Here is a 21,385-nt window from a genome sequence, read left to right as displayed (position 1 = left end):
ATAGTAAATACCATCTTACGTTGAAAATTATACTACTAGTTTTTAGTCTATTATGTTTATTGCAGTAGTTACTTAAATGGCCATAAATAACACAGGAACTCTTACAGATATGAAAGAGCCTACTTTATGTTGTGAAAATGATAAGCAAATTACATTATTTAAAAAGATTGGATTAGCTGTATTAGATATGTATATTGGTTACGACATTTTGGCTATTTATATGATTTTTATAAAAATTTCATAAATGTGGCTGTTTGAGTATAAAAACTAGCTTTTTAGTTCTTCTTTTTGTGAACGTCCAAGTAATGCCATTGCAGCTTGCTTAGGTTCTTTGTTTTCATAAAGAACTTGATAAATTTGTTCAGTTATTGGCATATCAACATGATATTTTTGGGCTAGCAACCAGACTTCTTTAGTATTATTACGCCCCTCAATAACTTGTGCAATAGCATCTTGGGCCTCTTGGATTGATTTATTTTGACCAAGTAAAATACCAAAACGGCGATTACGGGATTGATTATCTGTGCAAGTTAAAACAAGATCACCAAGTCCAGCCATTCCCATAAAAGTTGCAGGATCTGCACCTAATACCTCGCCTAATCGCATAATTTCAGCAAGTCCACGGGTAATTAATGCTGTTCTAGCATTGGCGCCAAAACCAAGACCATCAGACAATCCTGCGCCAATAGCGATAACATTTTTAATTGCACCACCAAGTTGCACACCAATAAAATCTTTGCTGCTATAAACACGAAAGCTTTTACTACAATGAAACAAAGTTTGCAGTTGATTTAAAAAATGCTCATTAGTTGATGCGACAGTTACCGCTGTTGGTAATCCTGATGCGACTTCTTTAGCAAAAGTTGGTCCTGAAATAACCGCTAATGGAATCTTATTGCCCAAAATCTCCTTTGCGACATCTTGTAATAATCGACCTGTATCAACTTCTAGTCCTTTTGTTGCCCAAACTATCTTAGTATCTTTACGCAAAAAAGGTTTGATTTGCGTTAGTGTGCTTGCAAAAGCGTGGCTTGGTACCACGATAAGTAAAACAGGGGCAGCTGAAACCGCTGTTTTTAAATCGCTTTCAATTTGTAATAAATCTGGAAAAGAAATATCGGGTAAAAATTGTTTATTTTGCCTATCATGCTGCAAAATGGTCATTTTATCTGGGTTATGTCCCCATAATAAAGTGGAATGACCATTTCTTGCTAGTAAAATAGCTAAAGCAGTCCCATAGGAGCCTGCGCCAATTACTGTAACTGCAGCATTTTTTTTCATAATATCCCAATAAACTTATCGTTACTTAACTAAAATACAATAATTATTATTGTAATGTTTCAGTTGATTCAGCTTGTTGTTGCTGTTGCTGAAGATAATTAATAAATAACGCTTCAAAATTTACTGGCTCTAAATTTACTTGTGGGAATGTTCCTTTGTTAACTAAACTTGAAATAACTTCACGCGCGTAAGGAAACAAAATATTTGGGCAGTAAGCGCCAACACAATGTTGTATTTGGGCGTCGTCAAATCCGATAAGTGAAAAAATACCTGCTTGAGTTACTTCACAAATATACACAACTTCATCTTGTTGTTTTGCGGTTAAAGTGACACGTAGCGCAACTTCGCAAACATTTTCACTTAATGTTTGTGAAGATGAGTTTAACTCAATATTTAATTCTGGCTGCCATTGTTTGGTAAAAATTTCAGGAATATTGTTAGTTTCGAATGAAACATCTTTAGTATAAATACGTTGAATAGCAAATTGTGTTTCTGGTTGTTGTGTATTGTTTTGTTCTGTCATAATAAAACCTTATTTTTATAATATTATTTTCTAACTAATGGTAAATTTTCGCCGTTCCATCCAGCGATGCCGTCTTTTAAAACAAAGACATTTGAAAAACCTTGTTTGACAAGTATTTCCCCTATACTTGTTGATGATAACCCATTCTCATCAATTAAAATAACAATGTTTTCTTTAAACTTTTCAATTGTTTTTGCACTGGTATTTTTAATATCGATAGGTAAAACATTGTAAGAATCTGTGACATGCCCTTTTTTAAAACTATCGGCTGAACGAATATCGATAATAACGGCATCTTGCTTATTAATCATCTGGATAGCTTGCGCATTATTAATAATTTTAACTTTAGATAGTTTTCCTTTAATGGTTAATACAATGATTGCAATAAATAAAACTATCCAACCTAATGAAAGTAAAAGATGGTTTTTTACAAAAGGTATAATTTCGAGTGTAATAAATTCCATACTTGTATGATTACCTAGTCATTTCAATATAAGGTGAGATTATAACGATATTATGCACTGAAATACAGCACCAATAAGAAAATCTTGCTATTTTATAAAAAATATTTATTTAATTTTAAGGGATAGGTTAATGAGATTGAAACAATTTATCTTTTGGGTTTGTGTTGTATTTTCCATTATTTCTCCGGTGTTTGCTGATGATTCTTATGAATTTAATAAATTTAATTCTCAAACTATTGAAGACAAATCTTTATTAGCTAATTATTATTTAGAAAATGGTGATTATCATCAAGCTTATGCTGAACATATTTTAATAAACAAATTTCTGAGTTAAAGAGAACAAAACTTCGTAACGTAAAAATCAAACATTCAGAATATTTCCCGCATTATGACTATGATCCCGATTTGACTTGTCGTGATTTTTTGCGTGAATTTGATGCAGATGCGCCCGATTTCTTTAAATATAATGATTGTATGCAAAATGATAAAGAACAATGAAAACCTCTTAAAGTTATTTATAAAATTGAGGGTAAATATGCAAAACAAGCACATCAGTATTTAGCTAACACCATGGGAATAGGTGAACTTAAATTAATTTGCTGTTATTGGAGTACGGATGTTTATCCTTCTACATCTTTTGTAAATCCTAAAGATCATATGCTGTATCACGTGGTGTTTAGTTCAGAAGAAACGATTGAGCATGGCTGGAATAAAATAACTTTTCATTTGAGCATTGAAGCACTGCGAGAAGATATATAGAGCATAAAAATTGGGTTTAATTTTTTATATGACTATTTCGGTGCACTATTTTGGTACTTGTTGCTTTATTTTGGTGCAATTGTGATATTTATGTTACTATGGCTGCTTGTAAAGCCACTAAAAAAATAGAGTTTAAAAATTGGCATCATATTTGCATATTATCTAATAATCTGGCAACAAAGCCTTTTAAACTGAACAATTATTATTTGTCCTTAATGGAGAAGCTACATGTCTATACAAAAAGTTTTAAAATTGATTAAAGAAAATGATGTAAAATTTGTTGATTTACGTTTTACTGATACTAAAGGTAAAGAGCAACATGTGACAATCCCTGTTAATCAAATTGATGATGATTTCTTTGAAGAAGGTAAAATGTTTGATGGTTCGTCTATTGCAGGTTGGAAAGGGATCAATGAATCAGATATGGTATTAATGCCAGATCCTTCAACTGTGGTAATTGATCCATTTTTTGAAGATGCAACATTAAATCTACGTTGTGATGTATTAGAACCAGCAACACTGCAAGGGTATGATCGTGATCCTCGTTCAATTGCTAAACGTGCTGAAGAGTTTTTAAAATCATCAGGTATTGCTGATACCGTTATTTTTGGGCCTGAGCCAGAGTTTTTTTTGTTTGATGATGTCCGTTTTGGTTCGCCAATGTCAGGTAGCTTTGTGCATATTGATGATATTGAAGCCGCTTGGAATTCAGGTACAAAATATGAAGAAGGCAACAAAGGACATCGTCCTGGTGTGAAAGGCGGTTATTTTCCACTTCCTCCAGTTGATTCATCACAAGATATCCGTTCTGAAATGTGTTTAATTATGGAGCAACTTGGCTTAGTGATTGAGGCACATCACCACGAAGTAGCAACCGCAGGTCAAAACGAAATTGCATGCCGTTTTAATACGTTAACTAAAAAAGCTGACGAAGTACAAATCTATAAATATGTCGTACAAAATGTTGCACACGCTTACGGTAAAACAGCAACATTTATGCCTAAACCAATGTTTGGGGACAATGGTTCAGGTATGCACTGTCACCAATCATTGGCAAAAGATGGTATAAATTTATTTGCTGGTGATAAATATGCAGGTCTTTCTGAAATGGCATTATTCTATATTGGCGGTATTATTAAACACGCTAAAGCAATTAATGCATTTACTAACCCTGCTACTAACTCTTATAAACGTTTAGTACCAGGCTATGAAGCGCCAGTTATGCTTGCTTACTCAGCGCGTAACCGTTCTGCATCAATTCGTATTCCTGTTGTAACTAGCCCTAAAGCTCGTCGTATTGAAGTTCGCTTCCCAGATCCAGCAGGTAATCCATACTTATCTTTTGCCGCACAGTTAATGGCTGGTTTAGATGGTATTATCAATAAAATTCACCCTGGTGATGCAATGGATAAAAACTTATATGACTTACCACCAGAAGAATCTAAATTAATCCCACAAGTTGCAGGCTCACTAGAGGAAGCTCTTAACGCATTAGATGCAGATCGTGAATTTTTAACTCGTGGTAACGTATTTACTAACGACACTATTGATGCTTATATTGATTTAAAACGTCAAGATGTTGATCGTGTACGTATGACACCGCACCCAGTTGAGTTTGAAATGTACTATAGTTTATAAGTTATTTTTACAATAAATTTAAATCACCAAACCACCGCTAACGAGCGGTGGTTTCTAAATCAGGACGGAAAACCGACGATGACATTTACTAATGAATCTGATGCTAATCTTGTTCTCGATTCAATGCTCACAAGTATTTTATTACTTGATAAAAAACTCAATATTCTTTATGCCAATACTGCAGCGCAACAGTTATTAGCGCAAAGCAACAAAAAGCTACTAGAAAGTTATTTCCCCGATTTATTAAGCTATTTTTCATTAGATATTAATTTAATGCTGAGTGCATTAGAACAAAATCAAGGTTTTACCGATAATGAAGTGAATTTAGTTATTAATAATGAATTGCATATTTTATCGTTGACCGCTCAACTATTAGGTAATGGCCGCATTTTAATTGAGATGGTTCCATTGAATAATCATAAACGCCTTAGTCAAGAACAACTGCAACAAGCTCAACAAAATGCAGCTCGTGAATTAGTTCGAGGGCTTGCTCATGAAATAAAAAATCCTCTAGGAGGGCTTCGAGGCGCCGCTCAGCTATTATCACGCGAATTACCTAAAAATGAATTACAAGATTATACAAAAATCATTATTGAACAGGCAGACAGATTACGAAATCTTGTCGATAGATTATTAGGACCACAACAACGCTTGCAACAAAAAGAGCAAAGTATCCATCAAGCAATAGAGCGCACTTATGCTTTGCTGTGTTTAGAAAAGCCAATCAATATTGAAATTTTTCGTGATTATGACCCAAGTTTACCGGATTTTATTCATGACTCTGAACAAGTAGAGCAAGTGATTTTAAATATTGTTCGTAATGCTTTACAGGCCATTGGTTCTAATTCTGGCACAATTACAATTAGGACAAGAACAGCTTTTCAGGTTACTTTACACGGGCAGCGTTACCGCTTATGTGCTCGTATTGATATTGAAGATACAGGTCCAGGAGTGCCTGTACATATACAAGATACCTTATTTTACCCTATGGTGAGTGGCTATGAAGGTGGTACAGGTATTGGGCTTTCAATTGCACACAATATTGTTGATCAACATCACGGTAAAATCGAATTTAATAGTTGGCCTGGGCATACGATTTTTTCTGTCTATCTGCCAATTAAGCAGTGAGGTAAATTAAAATGAATGTTTGGATTGTTGATGATGATAGTTCAATTCGCTGGGTATTAGAAAAAGCATTAACTAATGCTCATTTTAACTGTGTTAGTTTTGAGAGTGGTCAACAAGTTATTGATGCATTAGATACATATGTACAAAAACCAGCAGTATTAATTTCTGATATCAAAATGCCGGGACTTGATGGCTTAACATTACTTCATTATGTTAAAGAAAAGTTGCCTCATTTACCGGTTATTATTATGACTGCCCATTCTGATCTAGATGCAGCAGTAAATGCCTATCAAAAAGGTGCTTATGATTATATCCCAAAACCTTTTGATGTGGACGAAGTTATTCAATTGGTTGAACGTGCGATTTCACAAACTCAAAGTAATAAAACCAATAATAATACAACAAGTAAAGCATCGACCGGCATTATTGGTGAAGCCCCTTCAATGCAAGAGGTATTTCGTATTATTGGACGATTATCTAAATCATCAATTAGTGTACTTATCAATGGTGAATCAGGCACGGGTAAAGAGTTAGTTGCTAAAGCATTACATACCCACAGCCCACGTTCTCAATCCCCTTTTATTGCGTTAAATATGGCTGCAATTCCTAAAGAGCTGATTGAAGCTGAACTTTTTGGGCATGAAAAAGGCGCATTTACAGGCGCTGCTCAAATTAGGCACGGACGGTTTGAACAAGCTAATGGTGGTACATTATTCCTCGATGAAATTGGTGATATGCCACTTGATGTTCAAACCAGATTATTAAGGGTGCTTGCTGATGGGCAGTTTTACCGTATTGGTGGCTATTCTCCGGTTAAAGTTGATGTGCGAATTATTGCAGCTACACATCAAGATTTAGAAGCAAGAGTTAGAGAAGGTAAATTTAGAGAAGACTTATTTCACCGTTTAAATGTTATTCGTATATTACTTCCGCCTTTAAGAGATAGGGCGCAAGATATTCCAAAACTTGCCGAGCACTTTTTGCATACCACTGCAAAAGAACTTGGCGTAGAAAGTAAAATATTAAGCTCCGAGGCATTAGATGTTTTATGTCGATTTAATTGGCCAGGTAATGTTCGCCAACTTGAAAATACTTGTCGATGGATTACGGTAATGTCTTCAAATAAAGAAGTTCTTGTTCAAGATTTACCGCCAGAATTGTTGCAATTATCAACAACTAAAATGATTGATAAAAATGAATATTCAGCATTAACTACTAACCGATTATCACAACAACAAGCCGATTGGAAACAATTATTTGAACAATGGGCAAAGCAAGCCCTTATGAGTGGGAAAACGGGCATTTTGACTGAAGTGATACATGATATTGAATGTATCTTATTAAAAAATGCGCTTAATTTTACTCGAGGCCATAAACAAGATGCGGCTCACCTATTAGGTTGGGGACGCAATACATTAACGCGAAAACTTAAAGATTTATCGGTTGATCCCACTAAACACTCTTAATCACCAATATTAATTATGCTATCGAACAAATCGATAGCTTTTTAATCCATTCATTTGAGTGCTATTTAATCTATCTTTTATCACATATTAAATTTTTAAATAGTTAAAGTGCATTGAATAGAGCAAATTTTTTGGTTACAATCTTAATGTAAATGATAATTATTATAATTATCGTTTTTTGTTTTTTATTTGGTTGATAATTAGGAGTTACAATGTATTCATATATCAAAGTGAAATTTTTAGTTTTGCTTGCTGTTTTGCTTGTTTTGGTTGGATGTGACAATAAAAAAGAACAGCAAACTTCTGCAAATACACTTACCATTGAACATGCTCAAGGTAAAACCGATGTGCCTGAAAATCCTAAAAAAGTTGTTGTTTTTAATACTGCAACACTTGATATCATGGACGCATTAAATATTCCTGTGACAGCATTGCCTCAATCAGATGTACATTATCCAACTTTTTTATCTAAATATGAGCGCAAAGACTACACTAATGTGGGCACTTTATTTGAGCCTAATTATGAAGTTTTAAGTTCAATTCAACCAGATGTTATTGTTGCTGGAGGTCGCGCTACTGATGCTTATAAAAAATTGAATGATATTGCTCCGACGATTTCTTTAGATATTGACCCAAATAATTTTTTAAGTAGTTTAACTCAAAGAACAGAACAATTAGGCTCAATCTTCAATAAACAAAATGAAGCTAAGAAACTTATTGCCGATTTTAATCAAAAAATCGAACAATTGAAAACTAAGACAACTACGGCTGGCACAGCACTTGTGATTATGGTTAATGGCGGTAAAATGTCGGCTTATGGTTCAAAATCTCGTTTTGGTTTTGTGTTTGATGTACTTGGTTTTCAGCCTGCAACCACTTTCCAAGAAGCTGGTCGTCATGGTAATGCCGTTACCTCTGAATTTATTTTGAGTGTTAATCCGCAGTGGATATTTGTGTTAGATAGAGATAATGCAATTGGTAATAAAGAAGCTCAGTCTGCACAACAAGTACTTGACAATGAATTGATCCGAAAAACTGCGGCATGGCAACAAAACCATATCGTTTATTTAGATTCTTCTTCCATGTATATTGCTGGTGGTATCCAAACCTATAGCCATTTGATGGACCAAATAGATGCCGCTTTGCAAAGTGAACCAGCACATTAATGTAAAACATGATTAAATCATTTTATTTTATTGCAGGCATGTTCATTTTATTGATCATGACTGCAATAAGTTTATTTATTGGTGCAGGGCATGTGACACTATTTGATTTATGGTCAGATAGCAATATGCGTGAGATTTTTTTTGTAACCCGTATTCCTAGAACTGTTGCCTTATTGTTAGCTGGTAGCGCCATGAGTGTTGCAGGTTTGATTATGCAATTATTAACACAAAATCGATTTGTTGAACCCTCTTTAGTTGGCACTACTCAATCGGCTAGTCTTGGCTTATTAGTTATGATGGTTTTAGCTCCTGGCGCTAGTGTTATGACTAAAATGGTTGTTGCTAGCCTATTTGCTATGATTGGCACAATGATATTTATGGCGATTTCTCGAAAGATTATTTTAAAGTCAGCAATAATGGTACCTCTTATTGGCATTATGTTAGGTGCAGTTATTAGCGCTATTACTACATTTTTTGCCATGTATTTTGATTTATTACAATCACTTGGTGGTTGGGAATCAGGTGATTTTTCAGCTATTTTAAAAGGCCGTTACGAATTATTATGGTTGGTGGGTGGTTTGACATTACTTGCTTGTTGGTGTGCGGATCAGTTTACTGTAGTTGGCTTGGGGCGTGATTTTTCTATTAATGTAGGGCTTAACTATCGTCGTGTTATGTTTACAGGGCTTATTGTTATTGCATTAATTGGCGGTATTGTCGTTGTAGTTGTTGGAGTTTTACCATTTTTAGGATTGATTGTACCAACTATTGTTAGTTTATTATTTGGAGACAATGTTCGTAAAACCATGCCATGGATCTGTTTGTTTGGTAGTGGATTAGTTTTAATTTGCGATATTATTGGGCGTGTAATTCGCTATCCTTTTGAGATCCCCGTGAGTGTTATTCTTGGCGTAGTTGGCGCTATTATTTTTTTAATATTGTTGAGTCGAAAACGTCATGTTAATTAATCAAAACCGTCATATTTCAAGTCAAAAAAGAGTTCTTTTATTATTTATTATTGCATCAATTTGTGTAGTTTGCTTTATGACAATTGGTCTTAAAGGCAATATTAACTATATTTTGAAGCATCGAACTTGGATTATACTAACAATGATTTTAGTTGCCTTTTCGGCAGCAACATCAACATTACTTTTCCAAACCGTTACCAACAATCGGATATTAACTCCTTCCATTATGGGGTTTGAATCGCTGTTTGTGCTTATTCAAACTGTTGTGATCTTCTGTATTGATGAACAAGGTATTACCTATATTGGTATTATTGGTCGATTTATATTTGAATCACTTTTATTAATTTTATTTTCACTATTTTTATATCGAGGTTTATTTACTAAGCTCAAGCAAAACTTACATTTAGTATTATTAATCGGTATTATTTTAGGCACATTATTCCGTAGTTTTTCTAATTTATTACAGCGTTTAATGACGCCTTCCGAGTTTGCAATATTGCAAAGCCGAATTTTTGCTACCTTTACCCGTGCCGAACCGATGTTAATTATCTTCTCATTAATCATTGCTTGTATCATTGGTTTGTTTTTATGGCGAATGCGATATCAGTTTGATGTTCTGGCGTTAGGGCGTGATAATGCTATAAATCTAGGCATTGATTACCAAAAAAGTGTTACCGTTATTTTATTGCTTGTGTCTGTTTTGGTTTCGATATCAACCGCATTAGTTGGACCATTTACTTTTTTAGGGCTTTTAATTGCTAATTTAGCTTATAGTATTAGTGGATCAAGCCAACACCGTTTTTTACTTCCTACTGCTTTTTTGTTGGGGGTGATATTTCTTATTGGTGGGCAAATATTCTTAGAACGGGTGCTAAATATGATTGGTGCATTATCGATTGTGATCGAATTTATAGGTGGCTTATTGTTTATCTTCTTATTATTGAAAAAGGTTCCGATGTGATAGAAATTGATAATATTAGTAAAAACTATCAAACAATACCTGTATTAAAAAATGTCAATGCGACGATTTCAAAAGGTGGTATTACAGCTATTATTGGTCCAAATGGGGCAGGTAAATCGACATTATTGTCAATCATAAGTCGACTTTTAGTTGCTGATGAAGGGCAAGTTAAAATTCAAAATATGGATGTTGTCAGTACGCCAAGCGATAAGCTAGCGACCTATTTATCGGTATTAAGACAAGAAAATCGTTTTACCAGCAGATTAACGGTTTTTGAATTAGTCGGATTTGGTCGTTACCCTTATAGCAAAGGGTGCTTAACTGTCGATGATTACGAGCACATTCATCGAGCCCTTGAGTTTTTAGATCTTACGCAATATAAAGACCGTTTTTTAGATGAGCTTTCAGGTGGCCAACGACAACGCGCTTACGTTGCTATGGTATTATGTCAAGATACGGAATATGTATTACTTGACGAACCGCTCAATAACCTCGATATGAAACATGCTGTTGCCATGATGAAACAATTACGCCGCGCAGCTGATGAGCTTGATAAAACAATTATGATTGTTATCCATGACATCAACTTTGCGTCTGTATACTCAGACTATATTTTAGCCATGAAAAATGGTGAACTGGTATATCAAGGCAATCCTCAGCAGATTATGAAAGCTAATATTTTAGAAGATATATTCGATACTCCAGTAAAAATTGAAAATATCCACAATCAAAATATTGCTATTTACTATTAACAAATACAATGGAAATTAATAGTAAAAAGTTACAAGTGTTTAATTAAGTAAATAAAAATTATTGTTTACTATTTATTTCTAACCATGTTAAATAATTGGCAATATTTTTGTTGAGATAATTATAATGAAATTACAGGAAATAGCACTTTTAGCCGGTGTATCAAGGACGACGGCCAGTTATGTGATTAATGGAAAAGCCAAAAAATACCGTGTTAGTGACAAAACAATCGAAAAAGTCATGTCGGTGGTAAAAGAGCACAATTACCAACCTAATGCAGTTGCAGCAGGGCTTAGAGCCGGTAAAACCCGTACTATAGGCATTATTATTCCTGATTTAGAAAACAACAGTTACACTCGCATAGCTAATTATTTAGAACAATTGGTAAGAAAGGAAGGATATCAATTACTAATTGCATGTTCCGAAGATAATCCACAAGTCGAAAGAGAGTGTGTCAAACACCTTCAGCAGCGTCGCGTAGATGCCTTAATTGTTTCTTCTTCGTTTGTTTTTGCTCAAGATTATTTTTTTTATGATGACTGGCAAAACGAAAAGATTCCATTATTTGCACTTGATCGAATATTATCCATCTCTAAATTTAGAAATATTGTAGGTGCAGATAAACAAGATTCTAAATCACTTGCTCAAGCATTTAATAACTTTGTACAAGATTCAGTGGTTTATATAGGAGCCTTACCAAACTTATCTGTTAGTCAACTTCGTTTAGATGGTTTTAAAGATATCAAACTTGACAATTGTAATAAAGTTGATTTTTTATATGCAAATAACTATAGTCGACGAGATGCTGATTTAGCCTTTAGTCAATGGCTAGAAAGTCATGAATTGCCTAATGGCATATTTACTACCTCTTTTTCTTTATTACAGGGGAGCATTGATGCAATTTTAAGAAAATTTGGGCACTTACCCGAGAGTTTAACTATTGCTACCTTTGGAGATAATGAATTGTTAGATTTTTTACCATGTAAAGTTATATCACTTTCACAAGATCATAAAGAAGTTGCCGATGTAACAATAAAACTGTTTTTAAACTATCTGCATAACAATAATTACCAATCGGGCACAACAATAATTCCAAGACGATTGATCTATCGAGGTAGCTTAAGTCGTTAATATTATTTTTGATAGGTATAAAAAGTAATATTACTTTTAAAACAATTTAGATAAAAATAAGATCTAGATCACATATTCTTTATTAATAGTTATAAGTTATTGGATTATTAATGTTAATCTATTCATTATTGCTGAAACGATTCAATAATGTTAATTCAAGGATTTATATTTGCTGAGTCATTTTAAACGACCCAACATTTTAACCCAGAGGTATTTATTATATGTTTCATTTAGTTAAAGAAAACATTCATTTAAATGAACAAGCCGCTAATAAAACTGAAGCAATAAAAAAAATTGCTGCAGCCTTAACTAGTGTAGGATTTGTTGAACAAGGTTATGTCGAAGGCATGCTTGAACGAGAATCTCAAGCAGCTACTTATTTGGGGATAGGCATTGCTATTCCTCATGGTACAACCAAAACTCGCCATTTAGTTAAAAAAACGGGCGTGCAAGTATTTTGTTTCCCGAATGGTGTTGAGTGGGGAGACGATGGTGAAAAGGCCTATCTTGCCATCGGTATTGCAGCGAGTTCTGACGAACATTTAGAGTTGCTTCGACAATTAACTCATGTGCTTAGTGCAGATGGAGTAGAGGAACGAATTAAAGCAATTAAAACTGCCGACGAAGCTATTGCTATTTTAACGGGTAAAACAAGTGCCGAAGATAGTCAATTTGTTGTTGATTCATCATCATTGCTACTTGATATTCCTGCCGATAGTTTAGCTATGCTACAAGCATTAAATGCCTCACGTTTAAAACAACAAAATGCGGTAAATACAACTTTTATTACCGATGTGTTAGACAACAAACCTAATTATCTTGGTCAAGGTGTTTGGTTAAATGATAGCAAAACTGGTAATGTAAAAAATGCTATTGCTATTAGCCGTACAACAAGCAATTTGAGTGAAGATGGTAATCCAGTTAAATTACTTATTACAATGTCTGCTATTGATGATTCTATTTCAGGTGTTGTCAACAATATTGCCTCTTTAGTTTTCAATCAAAATTTAGAACAATTAGTTTCAGCTAATGCTGATAAACTTATTAATCTACTTGTTGCTGAACAACAAGCGCTTACAGAGAATACTGTTTCACAAGCTAGTACTAATAATGGTGCGCTTACTTGTGAATTTATTGTTCCTAACGAAAACGGCTTACATACACGCCCATCATCTGTTTTAGTTAAACTTGTTAAAGAATTCAACAGTAAAGTAACGGTTGCTAATTTAGACGGCAAGGGTGAGCCAGTAAGTGCAACTAGCTTAATGAAAATTGTTGCACTAGGCGCTAAAAAAGGCAGTCGATTACAGTTTACCGCTGTTGGTGATGATGCGCAGCAAGTGCTTGATGCAATAGGTAAAGCAATTGAAAGTGGTTTAGGTGAGGGAGTTTAAATGACTTATCGTATTGCAACAATCACCTTAAATCCTGCTTATGACCTTTTGGGTTTTTGCCCTAAAGTTGAGCTTGGCGATGTTAATTTAGTTCAAACCAATGCATTACTTGCAGCAGGTAAAGGTATTAACGTTGCTAAAGTTTTAACGGATTTAGACGTTCAATTAACTGTTGGTGGATTTTTAGGTAAAGATAACCGTGATGGTTTTAATTTATTATTTAAAACACTAAATGTAGTTGATAAGTTTCAAACTGTCGAAGGTCGAACACGCATTAATGTCAAATTGACAGAAGAAAATAGCGAAGTTACCGATCTTAACTTTTCAGGCTTCACTATTAGCGAACAAGATTGGCAAAATTTTGTCACCAGCTCGCTAGAATGGCTAAAAAACATTGATATGGTTGCTATTAGTGGTAGCTTGCCGGCAGGTGTTTCGCTTGAAAAATTCACACAGTGGATGAAGCAGGTTAAAGCAATTTGCCCAAAAATAGTATTTGATAGTAGTCGAGATGCCCTAGTTGCAGGTTTAAAAGCAAAACCGTGGTTGATCAAACCTAATGACAAAGAGCTTGAAATGTGGGTAGGTCGCAAATTACCGACATTAGATGATGTCAAAAAAGCCGCTATGGATCTAGTTAATGGTGGCGTCGATAATGTCATCATCTCGCTAGGAAGTAAAGGCGCTTTATGGGTTACTAAACATGAGGCATGGTTAGCAAAACCTCCAAAATGTCAGGTTGTTAGTACTGTTGGTGCGGGTGATTCAATGGTTGCAGGTTTAATGTATGGTTTAATGACCGAACAATCAATTAAAGATACTTTAGTATTTGCATCAAGTGTTGCGGCTTTATCGGTTGGACAGGCTGGTGTGGGGGTCTCTGATCGCCAAGCTGTAAATAATATGCTAGAAAAAATTGAAATAATTGCTGCATAAGGAGTATTCATGAATATATATGTTATTGAAGGTAGTAATGCAGGTCCAGTTAATGGACGTTTAGCTAAAGCTGAATTAACTTTAGCGGCAAATGCATTAAATTTGAATGTAGTTGAAAGTGCCGAGTCAGCAGATGTTATTATTGCCGTCGGTTCAGGAACTATTAGTGATAAATCGGTGATTGGTAAAAAAGTTTATGTTGTTGATGACTTAAACCGCCTTTTTGCTAATCCAAAACAGATTTTAACTGATACACCTAATAAAGCTGAGGTTTATCAAGCAAGCAACAATATTGCGCCAACATTAAGTAATAATACAGGTGTAAAACGCATTGTTGCGGTTACTGCTTGCCCAACAGGTGTTGCTCACACCTTTATGGCAGCAGAAGCGATTGAAGAAGAAGCCAAAAAACGCGGTTGGTGGTGTAAAGTTGAAACCCGTGGTTCAGTTGGTGTTGGTAACGAACTCACTCCAGAAGAAGTGGCTTCTGCCGATGTGGTTATCGCTGCTTGTGATATTGATGTTGATTTAAGCAAATTTGCAGGTAAAAAGCTTTATCGCACCAAAACAGGTCCTGCTCTGAAAAAAACAGCGCAAGAATTTGATAAAGCCTTTGAAGAAGCAACCGTATATCAACCAAACGCTAATGCTTCAACAACTAAATCAAATAATGAGAAAAAAGGTGTTTATCAACATCTTTTAACTGGCGTATCTTATATGTTACCAATGGTGGTTGCAGGTGGTTTGATTATTGCACTTTCATTTGCTTTTGGTTCCTTTGAAATGGTTGATGGCGTGCAAAAATTAATTGGTGAATCGCATTTAGCTCAAATTGGAGGACTTGCTTTCTCACTTATGGTACCACTGCTTTCAGGTTATATTGCTTATTCTATTGCTGATAGACCAGGTCTTGCTCCCGGTCTTGTTGGTGGATTACTCGCAGTATCGACTGGTGCCGGCTTTTTAGGTGGAATTATTATTGGTTATTTTGCGGGTTATTTGGCGCTACTAATAACAAAATATTTACCATTACCAAAAACGTTAGAAGCCTTAAAACCAATCTTAATCGTACCGTTATTTGCAACGTTAATTACAGGTCTTGTAATGCAATTTATTGTTGGCACTCCTATTGCATGGTTAATGGATTTTGTAAAGGGATGGTTGAATTCAATGGGTACTGCTAATGCTGTTATATTGGGTGCTATTTTAGGAGGTATGATGTGCACCGATATGGGGGGACCAATTAATAAAGTAGCATACGCATTTGGTACAGGCCTAATTTCAGCACAAGTTTATGCCCCAATGGCAGCCGTTATGGCGGGCGGAATGGTTCCACCTTTAGCAATGGGAATTGCGACACTTATTGCACGCAAAAAATTTGCTAAAGCTGAGCAAGAAAGCGGTAAAGCTTCATTAGTATTAGGACTATGCTTTATCTCAGAAGGGGCCATTCCGTTTGCCGCTCGTGATCCATTACGCGTTATTCCATGTTGTATTATTGGTGGTGCAATCACTGGTGGTATGGCGTTAGCCTTTGGTTCAACATTAATGACGCCACATGGTGGTTTATTTGCTTTAGCAATTCCGGGTGTGGTTAAGCCAGTAGGAGGCTACTTATTATCTATTGTTGTTGGTGCAGTTATTGCAGGCGTTGCTTATGCATTGATTAAACAACCTGAATCAGAAGCAGAAGCTGCAACTGTCGCTTAATATTAATAATATAAGAAATGCCATCAAATGATGGCGTTTTTTATTCTGTAAACTACTTTTTAACCCAACGTTGCAAATCTTTAGGGATAAAGTTATCCATTTTTTGAAGCATACTTTCAGGGTTATTATCAACAATTAATGTTCTATAAAAACTATCTCGAACAAATCCTTCATTCACCGCATGTTGTAAAAAATTGAGCATAGGTTGCCAAAATTCAGCAACATTAAACAAAGCGACAGGTTTTTCATGATAACCGATTTGCATTCCCGTCCAAACTTCAAAAACTTCTTCTAGCGTACCTGTTCCGCCGGGCATTGCAACAAAACCATCGGCAAGCTCAGACAGTCTTGCTTTACGTTGATGCATATTATCCACCACCTCTAAGCGAGTAATACTATGGTGTGCAGTTTCGGCTTTGACTAAGCGTTCAGGAATAATACCAATCACTTCGCCACCATGAGCCAGTACCGCATTAGCAATAATGCCCATTAATCCCTTATTACCACCGCCATAAATTAAACGCCTATTTTGCTGAGCTAATATTTTACCCAACTGTTCGGCTTGCTCACGATATTCTGGGCGACAGCCTTCACTTGCACCACAAAAAACACAAATATTTTTTTTCATCAATTTGATTTTACCTGTTATGTTAGTTGCTCGCTATTTTAGCACAGTTAGCTTTTGATTTGTTTACAAGGTGAGCAATTGATTGCATTTAATATTTTATCAATTGACATTGTGGTAATAGATCGTTAATATTTTGCCTGTTAAGTGTTCCTCCATAGTTCAGTCGGTAGAACGGCGGACTGTTAATCCGTATGTCACAGGTTCAAGTCCTGTTGGAGGAGCCAACTACCGAATTGTTAAAACCTGCTTATAGCAGGTTTTTTTATTTCCTAAATAATCACTTGTTTATATTTAAATGCCAAGCTACTGGTTTAGATCATTTCTATAAAATCAACGATGATTTAGATATAATGCATCTAAAATATATCGTAATTGGTTAACATCCAATTGTCCTGGTGCTGATGCATTTTTAGCTGCCCCAAAGGTCATTGCTGAACCAAATGTAGTTCCTGCAATGCGACTAATCACCCCAAGCCCTGCCATAGACATGGTAACAATTGGTTTTATTGCATATTTTTCGTTCATTTCTGTGGTGGCGGCAAGTAAAGTTAAAACATCATCCGTTGTTTGTGGCATAACGGCAATTTTAGGAATATCCGCGCCTAAATCTTGCATTTTTTTTAATCGATTAATAATTTCGCTTTTTGGCGGTGTTTTTTCAAAATCGTGGTTTGACGCTACAACGAAGACCTGATTGTTATGGGCAATATCAATAATATCTTTTACATAATCATCACCAATAAATGCTTCAACATCAATTAGATCAACAAGCCCACTACAGGCCATATCTTTATTTAATTGAATATAAGAGGATAACGGCCAAGCTTTTACTCCACCTTCGTTTGCCGTTCTAAAGGTGAATAAAAGGGGTTTATTGGGTAATAGATCTGTTATTTTTTTAGCCACTTGTTTGACAGCCAAAATATTATCAACTTGGGTAAAGTGATCAACTCGCCATTCTAAAACATCAAAATCAATTTTTTGCAAAAATAGAGCTTCATCGATTAATTCTGCTTCATTTTTGCCGACCATCGGCACAATAATTTTGGGAGCTCCAACACCGATTTCAAGTTGTTTAATAGTAACTGTTTTCATTTTATACCTTGTTAGCTAAAAATTCTGTTAATAGGCGTCAATTTTATCTTGTTTTGGTTTTGTATTAAATAAAACTATAGAATAAAGTTAATGTGTGTAATCTGATAAGATTTATTAATTCTTATACACTATTAATTGCACTTTCATTATGTATTGCCTAGAATAATGAACTTTGCTTCTTAAAAAGAATCTATTTATGAATACCATGCTTGATTTGTTCTCGTCAATAAATGCCGTTGTGATAGCGGTAATTTGCATGTTAATTTTGTCTCTTTGCCGTGTTAATGTGGTCATTAGCTTAATTATTGGTGCATTTGTTGGTGGTTTATTTAGTCATTTATCGTTAAAAGAAACGATTGATGCTTTTAATACTGGTATCAGTAATGGTGCTAATATTGCATTATCTTATGCCATGCTTGGCGCTTTTGCGGTGGCAATATCAAAATCTGGTTTACCCGAGCTATTGGCTGATAAAGCAATACAACAATTAACAACAAATAATGCTAAAAAACGCATTAAATGGTTATTAATTATTATTATTGCACTGGTGAGTATTTCTTCACAAAATGTTATTCCGATTCATATCGCTTTTATACCGCTTTTAATTCCGCCACTTTTATATGTAATGTCGAAATTACAACTCGATAGGCGAATGATTGCTTGTATTATGACATTTGGGCTAATTACGCCATATATGTTTTTACCCGTTGGCTTTGGTAATATCTTTTTAAATCAAATTTTATTAAAAAATATTACTACATCAGGAATGGATGTAAGTCATGTCAATGTAATGCACGCCATGGCTATTCCTGCATTAGGTATGTTTTCTGGTTTATTGTGGGCGATTTTTGTCAGTTACCGAAAACCAAGAGAATATAAAATTATTCATGAACAGACCAATCTTGACGCATTAAACAATGTAAATAAGCGTTCACTTATTGTTTCATTATTGGCGATTATTCTTTCATTTGCCATTCAACTTTATACGGGGTCGATGATTTTAGGCGCTTTAATTGGTTTTATCTGTTTTATTGTGTCAGGCTCCATAAAGTGGGGTGAAGCCGACGGTGTATTTACTGATGGCATAAAAATGATGGCAATGATTGGTTTTGTGATGATTTCTGCGCAAGGTTTTGCTGAAGTGCTAAAACAGACTCACGAAATTGAACCTTTAGTTATTAATAGTGCCGCCTTATTTGCAGGAAATAAAGTTATTGCCTCATTTATGATGATGTTAATAGGGCTTATTATCACCCTTGGTATTGGATCTTCGTTTTCAACAGTACCAATTATTGCCGCAATTTATGTTCCGCTTTGTGTTCAACTTGGTTTTTCGCCAATTGCAACTGTTTGTTTAATTGGTGCATCTGGTGCCATTGGGGATGCGGGCTCTCCACCATCTGATACGATTTTGGCAACCTCAGCAGGGCTTAATAGTGATGGGCAACATGACCATATTCGCGATAGTGTCATTCCTACATTTACCCATTTTAATATTCCTTTATTTATTGCAGGTTGGATTGGATCGTTAATTTTATAATCAACGTTATATTTAATTGTTGTCTTTTAGGTCATTATTATTATGAATAATCAATCACACCAAAATATTCGTGCAGTTTGTGCACAAGCTATTTTTAACGTGTTAGAGGAGGGGCAATCACTAAGTGCCACCTTAACAACACTTAATCATAAAATAGCCGATAAAGATAAGGCATTAGTGCAAGAAATCTGTTTTGGTGTGATGCGCGTATTACCCGAACTCAATTTTTATATTCACACCTTGATGAGTAAAGTGTTAACGGGTAAAAATAGAATTTTACATGACCTATTGTTAGTAGGCATTTACCAAATTCTTTATACCCGTATTCCAGCACATGCGGCAGTCGGTGAGACAGTTAATGCGGTCAATACTCTCAAAAAAACACAGCTTAAGGGGGTTGTAAATGGTGTATTGCGTGAGTTTTTACGTCGACAAACATCATTACAACAACAATTTACGCAAGATAGTAAACAACAAAACCAGCAAACACTGCACCCAAGTTGGTTGTTAACACGGCTTAAACAGGCTTATCCAAAGCAGTGGCAAGCTATTGTTAATGCAAATAATCAAAAACCACCAATGTGGTTGCGTGTAAATCTTAATCAATACTCAGTAAGTGAGTACCAACAATTACTTACCAAAGATGGCATAGAATCAGAAACCTTTGCGGATATCCCTTCGGCAATTAGGTTAATAACACCCGTTAATGTGGCAAAATTACCTGATTTTGCAAAGGGCACTGTCACAGTACAAGATCTATCAGCACAATATGCTGCGTATTTATTAGCGCCACAAAATGGCGAACACATTTTAGATATGTGCGCAGCACCTGGTGGTAAGACTACACATATTTTAGAAGTAGCTTCAAAAGCGCAAGTCTTAGCGGTGGATATTGAGCCTAGCCGAGTGAAGCGCATTCACGAAAATTTAACTCGATTAAACTTACATGCCGAAGTTAAAGTTGGCGATGGATTAACCCCAGAACGATGGTGTGAAGGGCAACAGTTTGATCGCATTTTACTTGATGCACCTTGCTCGGCAACGGGCGTTATTCGTCGTCATCCTGATATCAAATGGTTGCGCCGTGATAGTGATATAGCGCAGTTGACTGAATTACAATACGCCATTTTAACTAAAATATGGGCTTATCTAAAAACGGGTGGTACTTTGGTTTATGCTACTTGTTCAATTCTGCCAGACGAAAATAAATTACAAATTGAACGTTTTTTGCAAGAAAACACCAGCGCCAAATTACAAGGTGAACTGAAACAATTTTTACCGACTGAAAATGGCGGTGACGGTTTCTTTTATGCGGTTTTAAAAAAACTGGAATGGCAACACATTTTCAAACAAAAAAATTAAGGGGTAAGTGTTTTTTAAATTCAACGGGAGGCAAGTAGCCTAACGAAGAATGTAATCGTTTATGATTATACCAATAAGCATAAGCCGAAAAAGCGCGTTGTAACTCAGCCGTTGAGTTAAAACGTTGGCCTTTTACAAATTCCGTTTTAATTGTTTTAAATGTCGCTTCCGCTACCGCATTATCATAAGGACATCCTTTCTTGCTTAATGAATGCGTGATATTAAATGTCTTAAAACAATCCGCTAATAACCGATTATCAAACTCTTTACCGCGGTCTGAATGAAATAAATCTAATTTCGATAATGGCAGTTTAATTTGGCTTAATGCCGACATAACAAGCTCTGCTGTTTTATGTTGGCCAACATGGTAACCGACAATCTGCCTATCGGATAAGTTCACTAAAACACATAAATAGTTCCAACGTTGCTTAACTTGAATATAGGTTAAATCCGCAACAACAATTTGTTTTTTATCACCTACATCA

Annotated in this window: 21 protein-coding genes, 1 tRNA gene and 1 pseudogene; 17 read left to right on the top strand and 6 right to left on the bottom strand. The window is 35.2% G+C overall.

Going from position 1 to position 21,385, the window contains the following annotated elements:
- Window positions 1-109: 109 nt before the first annotated feature.
- Window positions 110-244: a hypothetical protein gene (locus tag A9G35_RS13825; RefSeq protein ID WP_255305914.1), complete on the top strand. Its 135-nt coding sequence runs from the start codon at window positions 110-112 to the stop codon at window positions 242-244.
- Window positions 245-267: 23 nt separating this feature from the next.
- Here the strand turns inward: A9G35_RS13825 and gpsA are convergent, their stop codons facing one another.
- Genes gpsA through A9G35_RS02225 form a run of 3 tightly spaced genes read right to left on the bottom strand, consistent with a single transcriptional unit; the run spans window position 268 to window position 2,268 of the window.
- On the bottom strand, window positions 268-1,281 hold the full coding sequence (gene gpsA / locus A9G35_RS02235; RefSeq protein ID WP_065635485.1) for an NAD(P)H-dependent glycerol-3-phosphate dehydrogenase: 1,014 nt from the start codon (window positions 1,279-1,281) through the stop codon (window positions 268-270).
- A gap of 46 nt (window positions 1,282-1,327) precedes the next feature.
- On the bottom strand, window positions 1,328-1,804 hold the full coding sequence (gene secB / locus A9G35_RS02230) for a protein-export chaperone SecB (RefSeq protein ID WP_065635484.1): 477 nt from the start codon (window positions 1,802-1,804) through the stop codon (window positions 1,328-1,330).
- 23 nt (window positions 1,805-1,827) lie between these two features.
- Window positions 1,828-2,268 (bottom strand): rhodanese-like domain-containing protein, encoded by a 441-nt coding sequence (locus tag A9G35_RS02225; RefSeq protein ID WP_065635483.1) that lies wholly within the window; start codon window positions 2,266-2,268, stop codon window positions 1,828-1,830.
- A gap of 130 nt (window positions 2,269-2,398) precedes the next feature.
- Here A9G35_RS02225 and A9G35_RS02220 point away from each other — a divergent pair, with 130 nt between their 5' ends.
- From A9G35_RS02220 to fruA, 13 genes and pseudogenes are all read left to right on the top strand, one after another.
- Window positions 2,399-2,602: a hypothetical protein gene (locus A9G35_RS02220; protein ID WP_065635482.1), complete on the top strand. Its 204-nt coding sequence runs from the start codon at window positions 2,399-2,401 to the stop codon at window positions 2,600-2,602.
- Between the two features lie 176 nt (window positions 2,603-2,778).
- Window positions 2,779-3,027, top strand: a pseudogene (locus A9G35_RS14045) (hypothetical protein); the annotation flags it as partial.
- A gap of 228 nt (window positions 3,028-3,255) precedes the next feature.
- Window positions 3,256-4,665, top strand: coding sequence for a glutamate--ammonia ligase (glnA, locus tag A9G35_RS02205; protein WP_065635479.1), 1,410 nt, complete (start codon window positions 3,256-3,258; stop codon window positions 4,663-4,665).
- Between the two features lie 78 nt (window positions 4,666-4,743).
- Entirely contained in the window at window positions 4,744-5,793 is a 1,050-nt protein-coding gene (gene glnL, locus A9G35_RS02200; protein ID WP_065635478.1) for a nitrogen regulation protein NR(II), read from the top strand.
- Window positions 5,794-5,804: 11 nt separating this feature from the next.
- Entirely contained in the window at window positions 5,805-7,259 is a 1,455-nt protein-coding gene (glnG, locus tag A9G35_RS02195) for a nitrogen regulation protein NR(I) (RefSeq protein WP_065635477.1), read from the top strand.
- 212 nt (window positions 7,260-7,471) lie between these two features.
- Window positions 7,472-8,425: a siderophore ABC transporter substrate-binding protein gene (locus A9G35_RS02190; RefSeq protein ID WP_141673737.1), complete on the top strand. Its 954-nt coding sequence runs from the start codon at window positions 7,472-7,474 to the stop codon at window positions 8,423-8,425.
- Window positions 8,426-8,436: 11 nt separating this feature from the next.
- Window positions 8,437-9,393, top strand: a complete 957-nt coding sequence (locus A9G35_RS02185) for an ABC transporter permease (protein WP_065635493.1) — start codon at window positions 8,437-8,439, stop codon at window positions 9,391-9,393.
- Window positions 9,383-10,354, top strand: a complete 972-nt coding sequence (locus A9G35_RS02180) for an iron chelate uptake ABC transporter family permease subunit (RefSeq protein ID WP_065635476.1) — start codon at window positions 9,383-9,385, stop codon at window positions 10,352-10,354. The genes A9G35_RS02185 and A9G35_RS02180 overlap by 11 nt, the downstream gene beginning before the upstream one ends.
- Window positions 10,351-11,106: an iron ABC transporter ATP-binding protein gene (locus tag A9G35_RS02175; RefSeq protein ID WP_065635475.1), complete on the top strand. Its 756-nt coding sequence runs from the start codon at window positions 10,351-10,353 to the stop codon at window positions 11,104-11,106. Before A9G35_RS02180 ends, A9G35_RS02175 begins: the two co-directional genes overlap by 4 nt.
- A gap of 124 nt (window positions 11,107-11,230) precedes the next feature.
- Window positions 11,231-12,235: a catabolite repressor/activator gene (cra, locus tag A9G35_RS02170; RefSeq protein WP_065635474.1), complete on the top strand. Its 1,005-nt coding sequence runs from the start codon at window positions 11,231-11,233 to the stop codon at window positions 12,233-12,235.
- 221 nt (window positions 12,236-12,456) lie between these two features.
- The gene (gene fruB, locus A9G35_RS02165) at window positions 12,457-13,629 is read left to right on the top strand and encodes a fused PTS fructose transporter subunit IIA/HPr protein (protein ID WP_065635473.1); all 1,173 of its coding nucleotides are present in this window, start codon (window positions 12,457-12,459) and stop codon (window positions 13,627-13,629) included.
- Complete coding sequence (fruK, locus tag A9G35_RS02160) at window positions 13,630-14,565, top strand: 1-phosphofructokinase (protein WP_065635472.1); 936 nt, start codon at window positions 13,630-13,632, stop codon at window positions 14,563-14,565.
- Window positions 14,566-14,574: 9 nt separating this feature from the next.
- Window positions 14,575-16,275 (top strand): PTS fructose transporter subunit IIBC, encoded by a 1,701-nt coding sequence (gene fruA / locus A9G35_RS02155; RefSeq protein ID WP_065635471.1) that lies wholly within the window; start codon window positions 14,575-14,577, stop codon window positions 16,273-16,275.
- 52 nt (window positions 16,276-16,327) lie between these two features.
- On the opposite strand, the gene A9G35_RS02150 is transcribed toward fruA, so the two are convergent.
- Complete coding sequence (locus A9G35_RS02150) at window positions 16,328-16,903, bottom strand: TIGR00730 family Rossman fold protein (RefSeq protein ID WP_065635470.1); 576 nt, start codon at window positions 16,901-16,903, stop codon at window positions 16,328-16,330.
- Window positions 16,904-17,051: 148 nt separating this feature from the next.
- Between A9G35_RS02150 and A9G35_RS02145 the strand changes: the two genes are divergently transcribed.
- Window positions 17,052-17,127: transfer RNA gene (locus A9G35_RS02145), tRNA-Asn, on the top strand.
- A 106-nt stretch (window positions 17,128-17,233) separates the two neighbouring features.
- On the opposite strand, the gene aroD is transcribed toward A9G35_RS02145, so the two are convergent.
- Entirely contained in the window at window positions 17,234-17,998 is a 765-nt protein-coding gene (gene aroD / locus A9G35_RS02140) for a type I 3-dehydroquinate dehydratase (RefSeq protein WP_065635469.1), read from the bottom strand.
- A gap of 196 nt (window positions 17,999-18,194) precedes the next feature.
- Between aroD and A9G35_RS02135 the strand changes: the two genes are divergently transcribed.
- On the top strand, window positions 18,195-19,538 hold the full coding sequence (locus tag A9G35_RS02135) for a Na+/H+ antiporter family protein (RefSeq protein ID WP_218057175.1): 1,344 nt from the start codon (window positions 18,195-18,197) through the stop codon (window positions 19,536-19,538).
- A gap of 42 nt (window positions 19,539-19,580) precedes the next feature.
- Entirely contained in the window at window positions 19,581-20,900 is a 1,320-nt protein-coding gene (gene rsmB, locus A9G35_RS02130; protein WP_065635468.1) for a 16S rRNA (cytosine(967)-C(5))-methyltransferase RsmB, read from the top strand.
- Here rsmB and A9G35_RS02125 read toward each other — a convergent pair.
- Window positions 20,884-21,385, bottom strand: a 502-nt coding sequence (locus tag A9G35_RS02125) for an IS3 family transposase (RefSeq protein ID WP_141673736.1), incomplete at its 5' end; no start/stop codon positions are given. The genes rsmB and A9G35_RS02125 overlap by 17 nt on opposite strands.

The sequence above is a fragment of the Gilliamella sp. Choc5-1 genome (assembly GCF_001690595.1).
Lineage (GTDB): Bacteria > Pseudomonadota > Gammaproteobacteria > Enterobacterales > Orbaceae > Gilliamella > Gilliamella apicola_M.
Note: the sequence above shows the minus strand (reverse complement) of the source record. Positions and strands in the feature narration are given on the sequence as shown.

What these genes read in the sequence shown, in the direction of transcription:
- A9G35_RS02135 (WP_218057175.1), top strand. Translation starts at nt 18,195, where the DNA reads ATGAATACCATGCTTGATTTGTTCTCGTCAATAAATGCCGTTGTGATA.
- gpsA (WP_065635485.1), bottom strand. Translation starts at nt 1,281, where the DNA reads ATGAAAAAAAATGCTGCAGTTACAGTAATTGGCGCAGGCTCCTATGGG.
- rsmB (WP_065635468.1), top strand. Translation starts at nt 19,581, where the DNA reads ATGAATAATCAATCACACCAAAATATTCGTGCAGTTTGTGCACAAGCT.
- secB (WP_065635484.1), bottom strand. Translation starts at nt 1,804, where the DNA reads ATGACAGAACAAAACAATACACAACAACCAGAAACACAATTTGCTATT.
- cra (WP_065635474.1), top strand. Translation starts at nt 11,231, where the DNA reads ATGAAATTACAGGAAATAGCACTTTTAGCCGGTGTATCAAGGACGACG.
- aroD (WP_065635469.1), bottom strand. Translation starts at nt 17,998, where the DNA reads ATGAAAACAGTTACTATTAAACAACTTGAAATCGGTGTTGGAGCTCCC.
- glnL (WP_065635478.1), top strand. Translation starts at nt 4,744, where the DNA reads ATGACATTTACTAATGAATCTGATGCTAATCTTGTTCTCGATTCAATG.
- fruK (WP_065635472.1), top strand. Translation starts at nt 13,630, where the DNA reads ATGACTTATCGTATTGCAACAATCACCTTAAATCCTGCTTATGACCTT.
- A9G35_RS02180 (WP_065635476.1), top strand. Translation starts at nt 9,383, where the DNA reads ATGTTAATTAATCAAAACCGTCATATTTCAAGTCAAAAAAGAGTTCTT.
- A9G35_RS02190 (WP_141673737.1), top strand. Translation starts at nt 7,472, where the DNA reads ATGTATTCATATATCAAAGTGAAATTTTTAGTTTTGCTTGCTGTTTTG.
- A9G35_RS02220 (WP_065635482.1), top strand. Translation starts at nt 2,399, where the DNA reads ATGAGATTGAAACAATTTATCTTTTGGGTTTGTGTTGTATTTTCCATT.
- fruB (WP_065635473.1), top strand. Translation starts at nt 12,457, where the DNA reads ATGTTTCATTTAGTTAAAGAAAACATTCATTTAAATGAACAAGCCGCT.
- A9G35_RS13825 (WP_255305914.1), top strand. Translation starts at nt 110, where the DNA reads ATGAAAGAGCCTACTTTATGTTGTGAAAATGATAAGCAAATTACATTA.
- glnG (WP_065635477.1), top strand. Translation starts at nt 5,805, where the DNA reads ATGAATGTTTGGATTGTTGATGATGATAGTTCAATTCGCTGGGTATTA.
- A9G35_RS02150 (WP_065635470.1), bottom strand. Translation starts at nt 16,903, where the DNA reads ATGAAAAAAAATATTTGTGTTTTTTGTGGTGCAAGTGAAGGCTGTCGC.
- fruA (WP_065635471.1), top strand. Translation starts at nt 14,575, where the DNA reads ATGAATATATATGTTATTGAAGGTAGTAATGCAGGTCCAGTTAATGGA.
- glnA (WP_065635479.1), top strand. Translation starts at nt 3,256, where the DNA reads ATGTCTATACAAAAAGTTTTAAAATTGATTAAAGAAAATGATGTAAAA.
- A9G35_RS02225 (WP_065635483.1), bottom strand. Translation starts at nt 2,268, where the DNA reads ATGGAATTTATTACACTCGAAATTATACCTTTTGTAAAAAACCATCTT.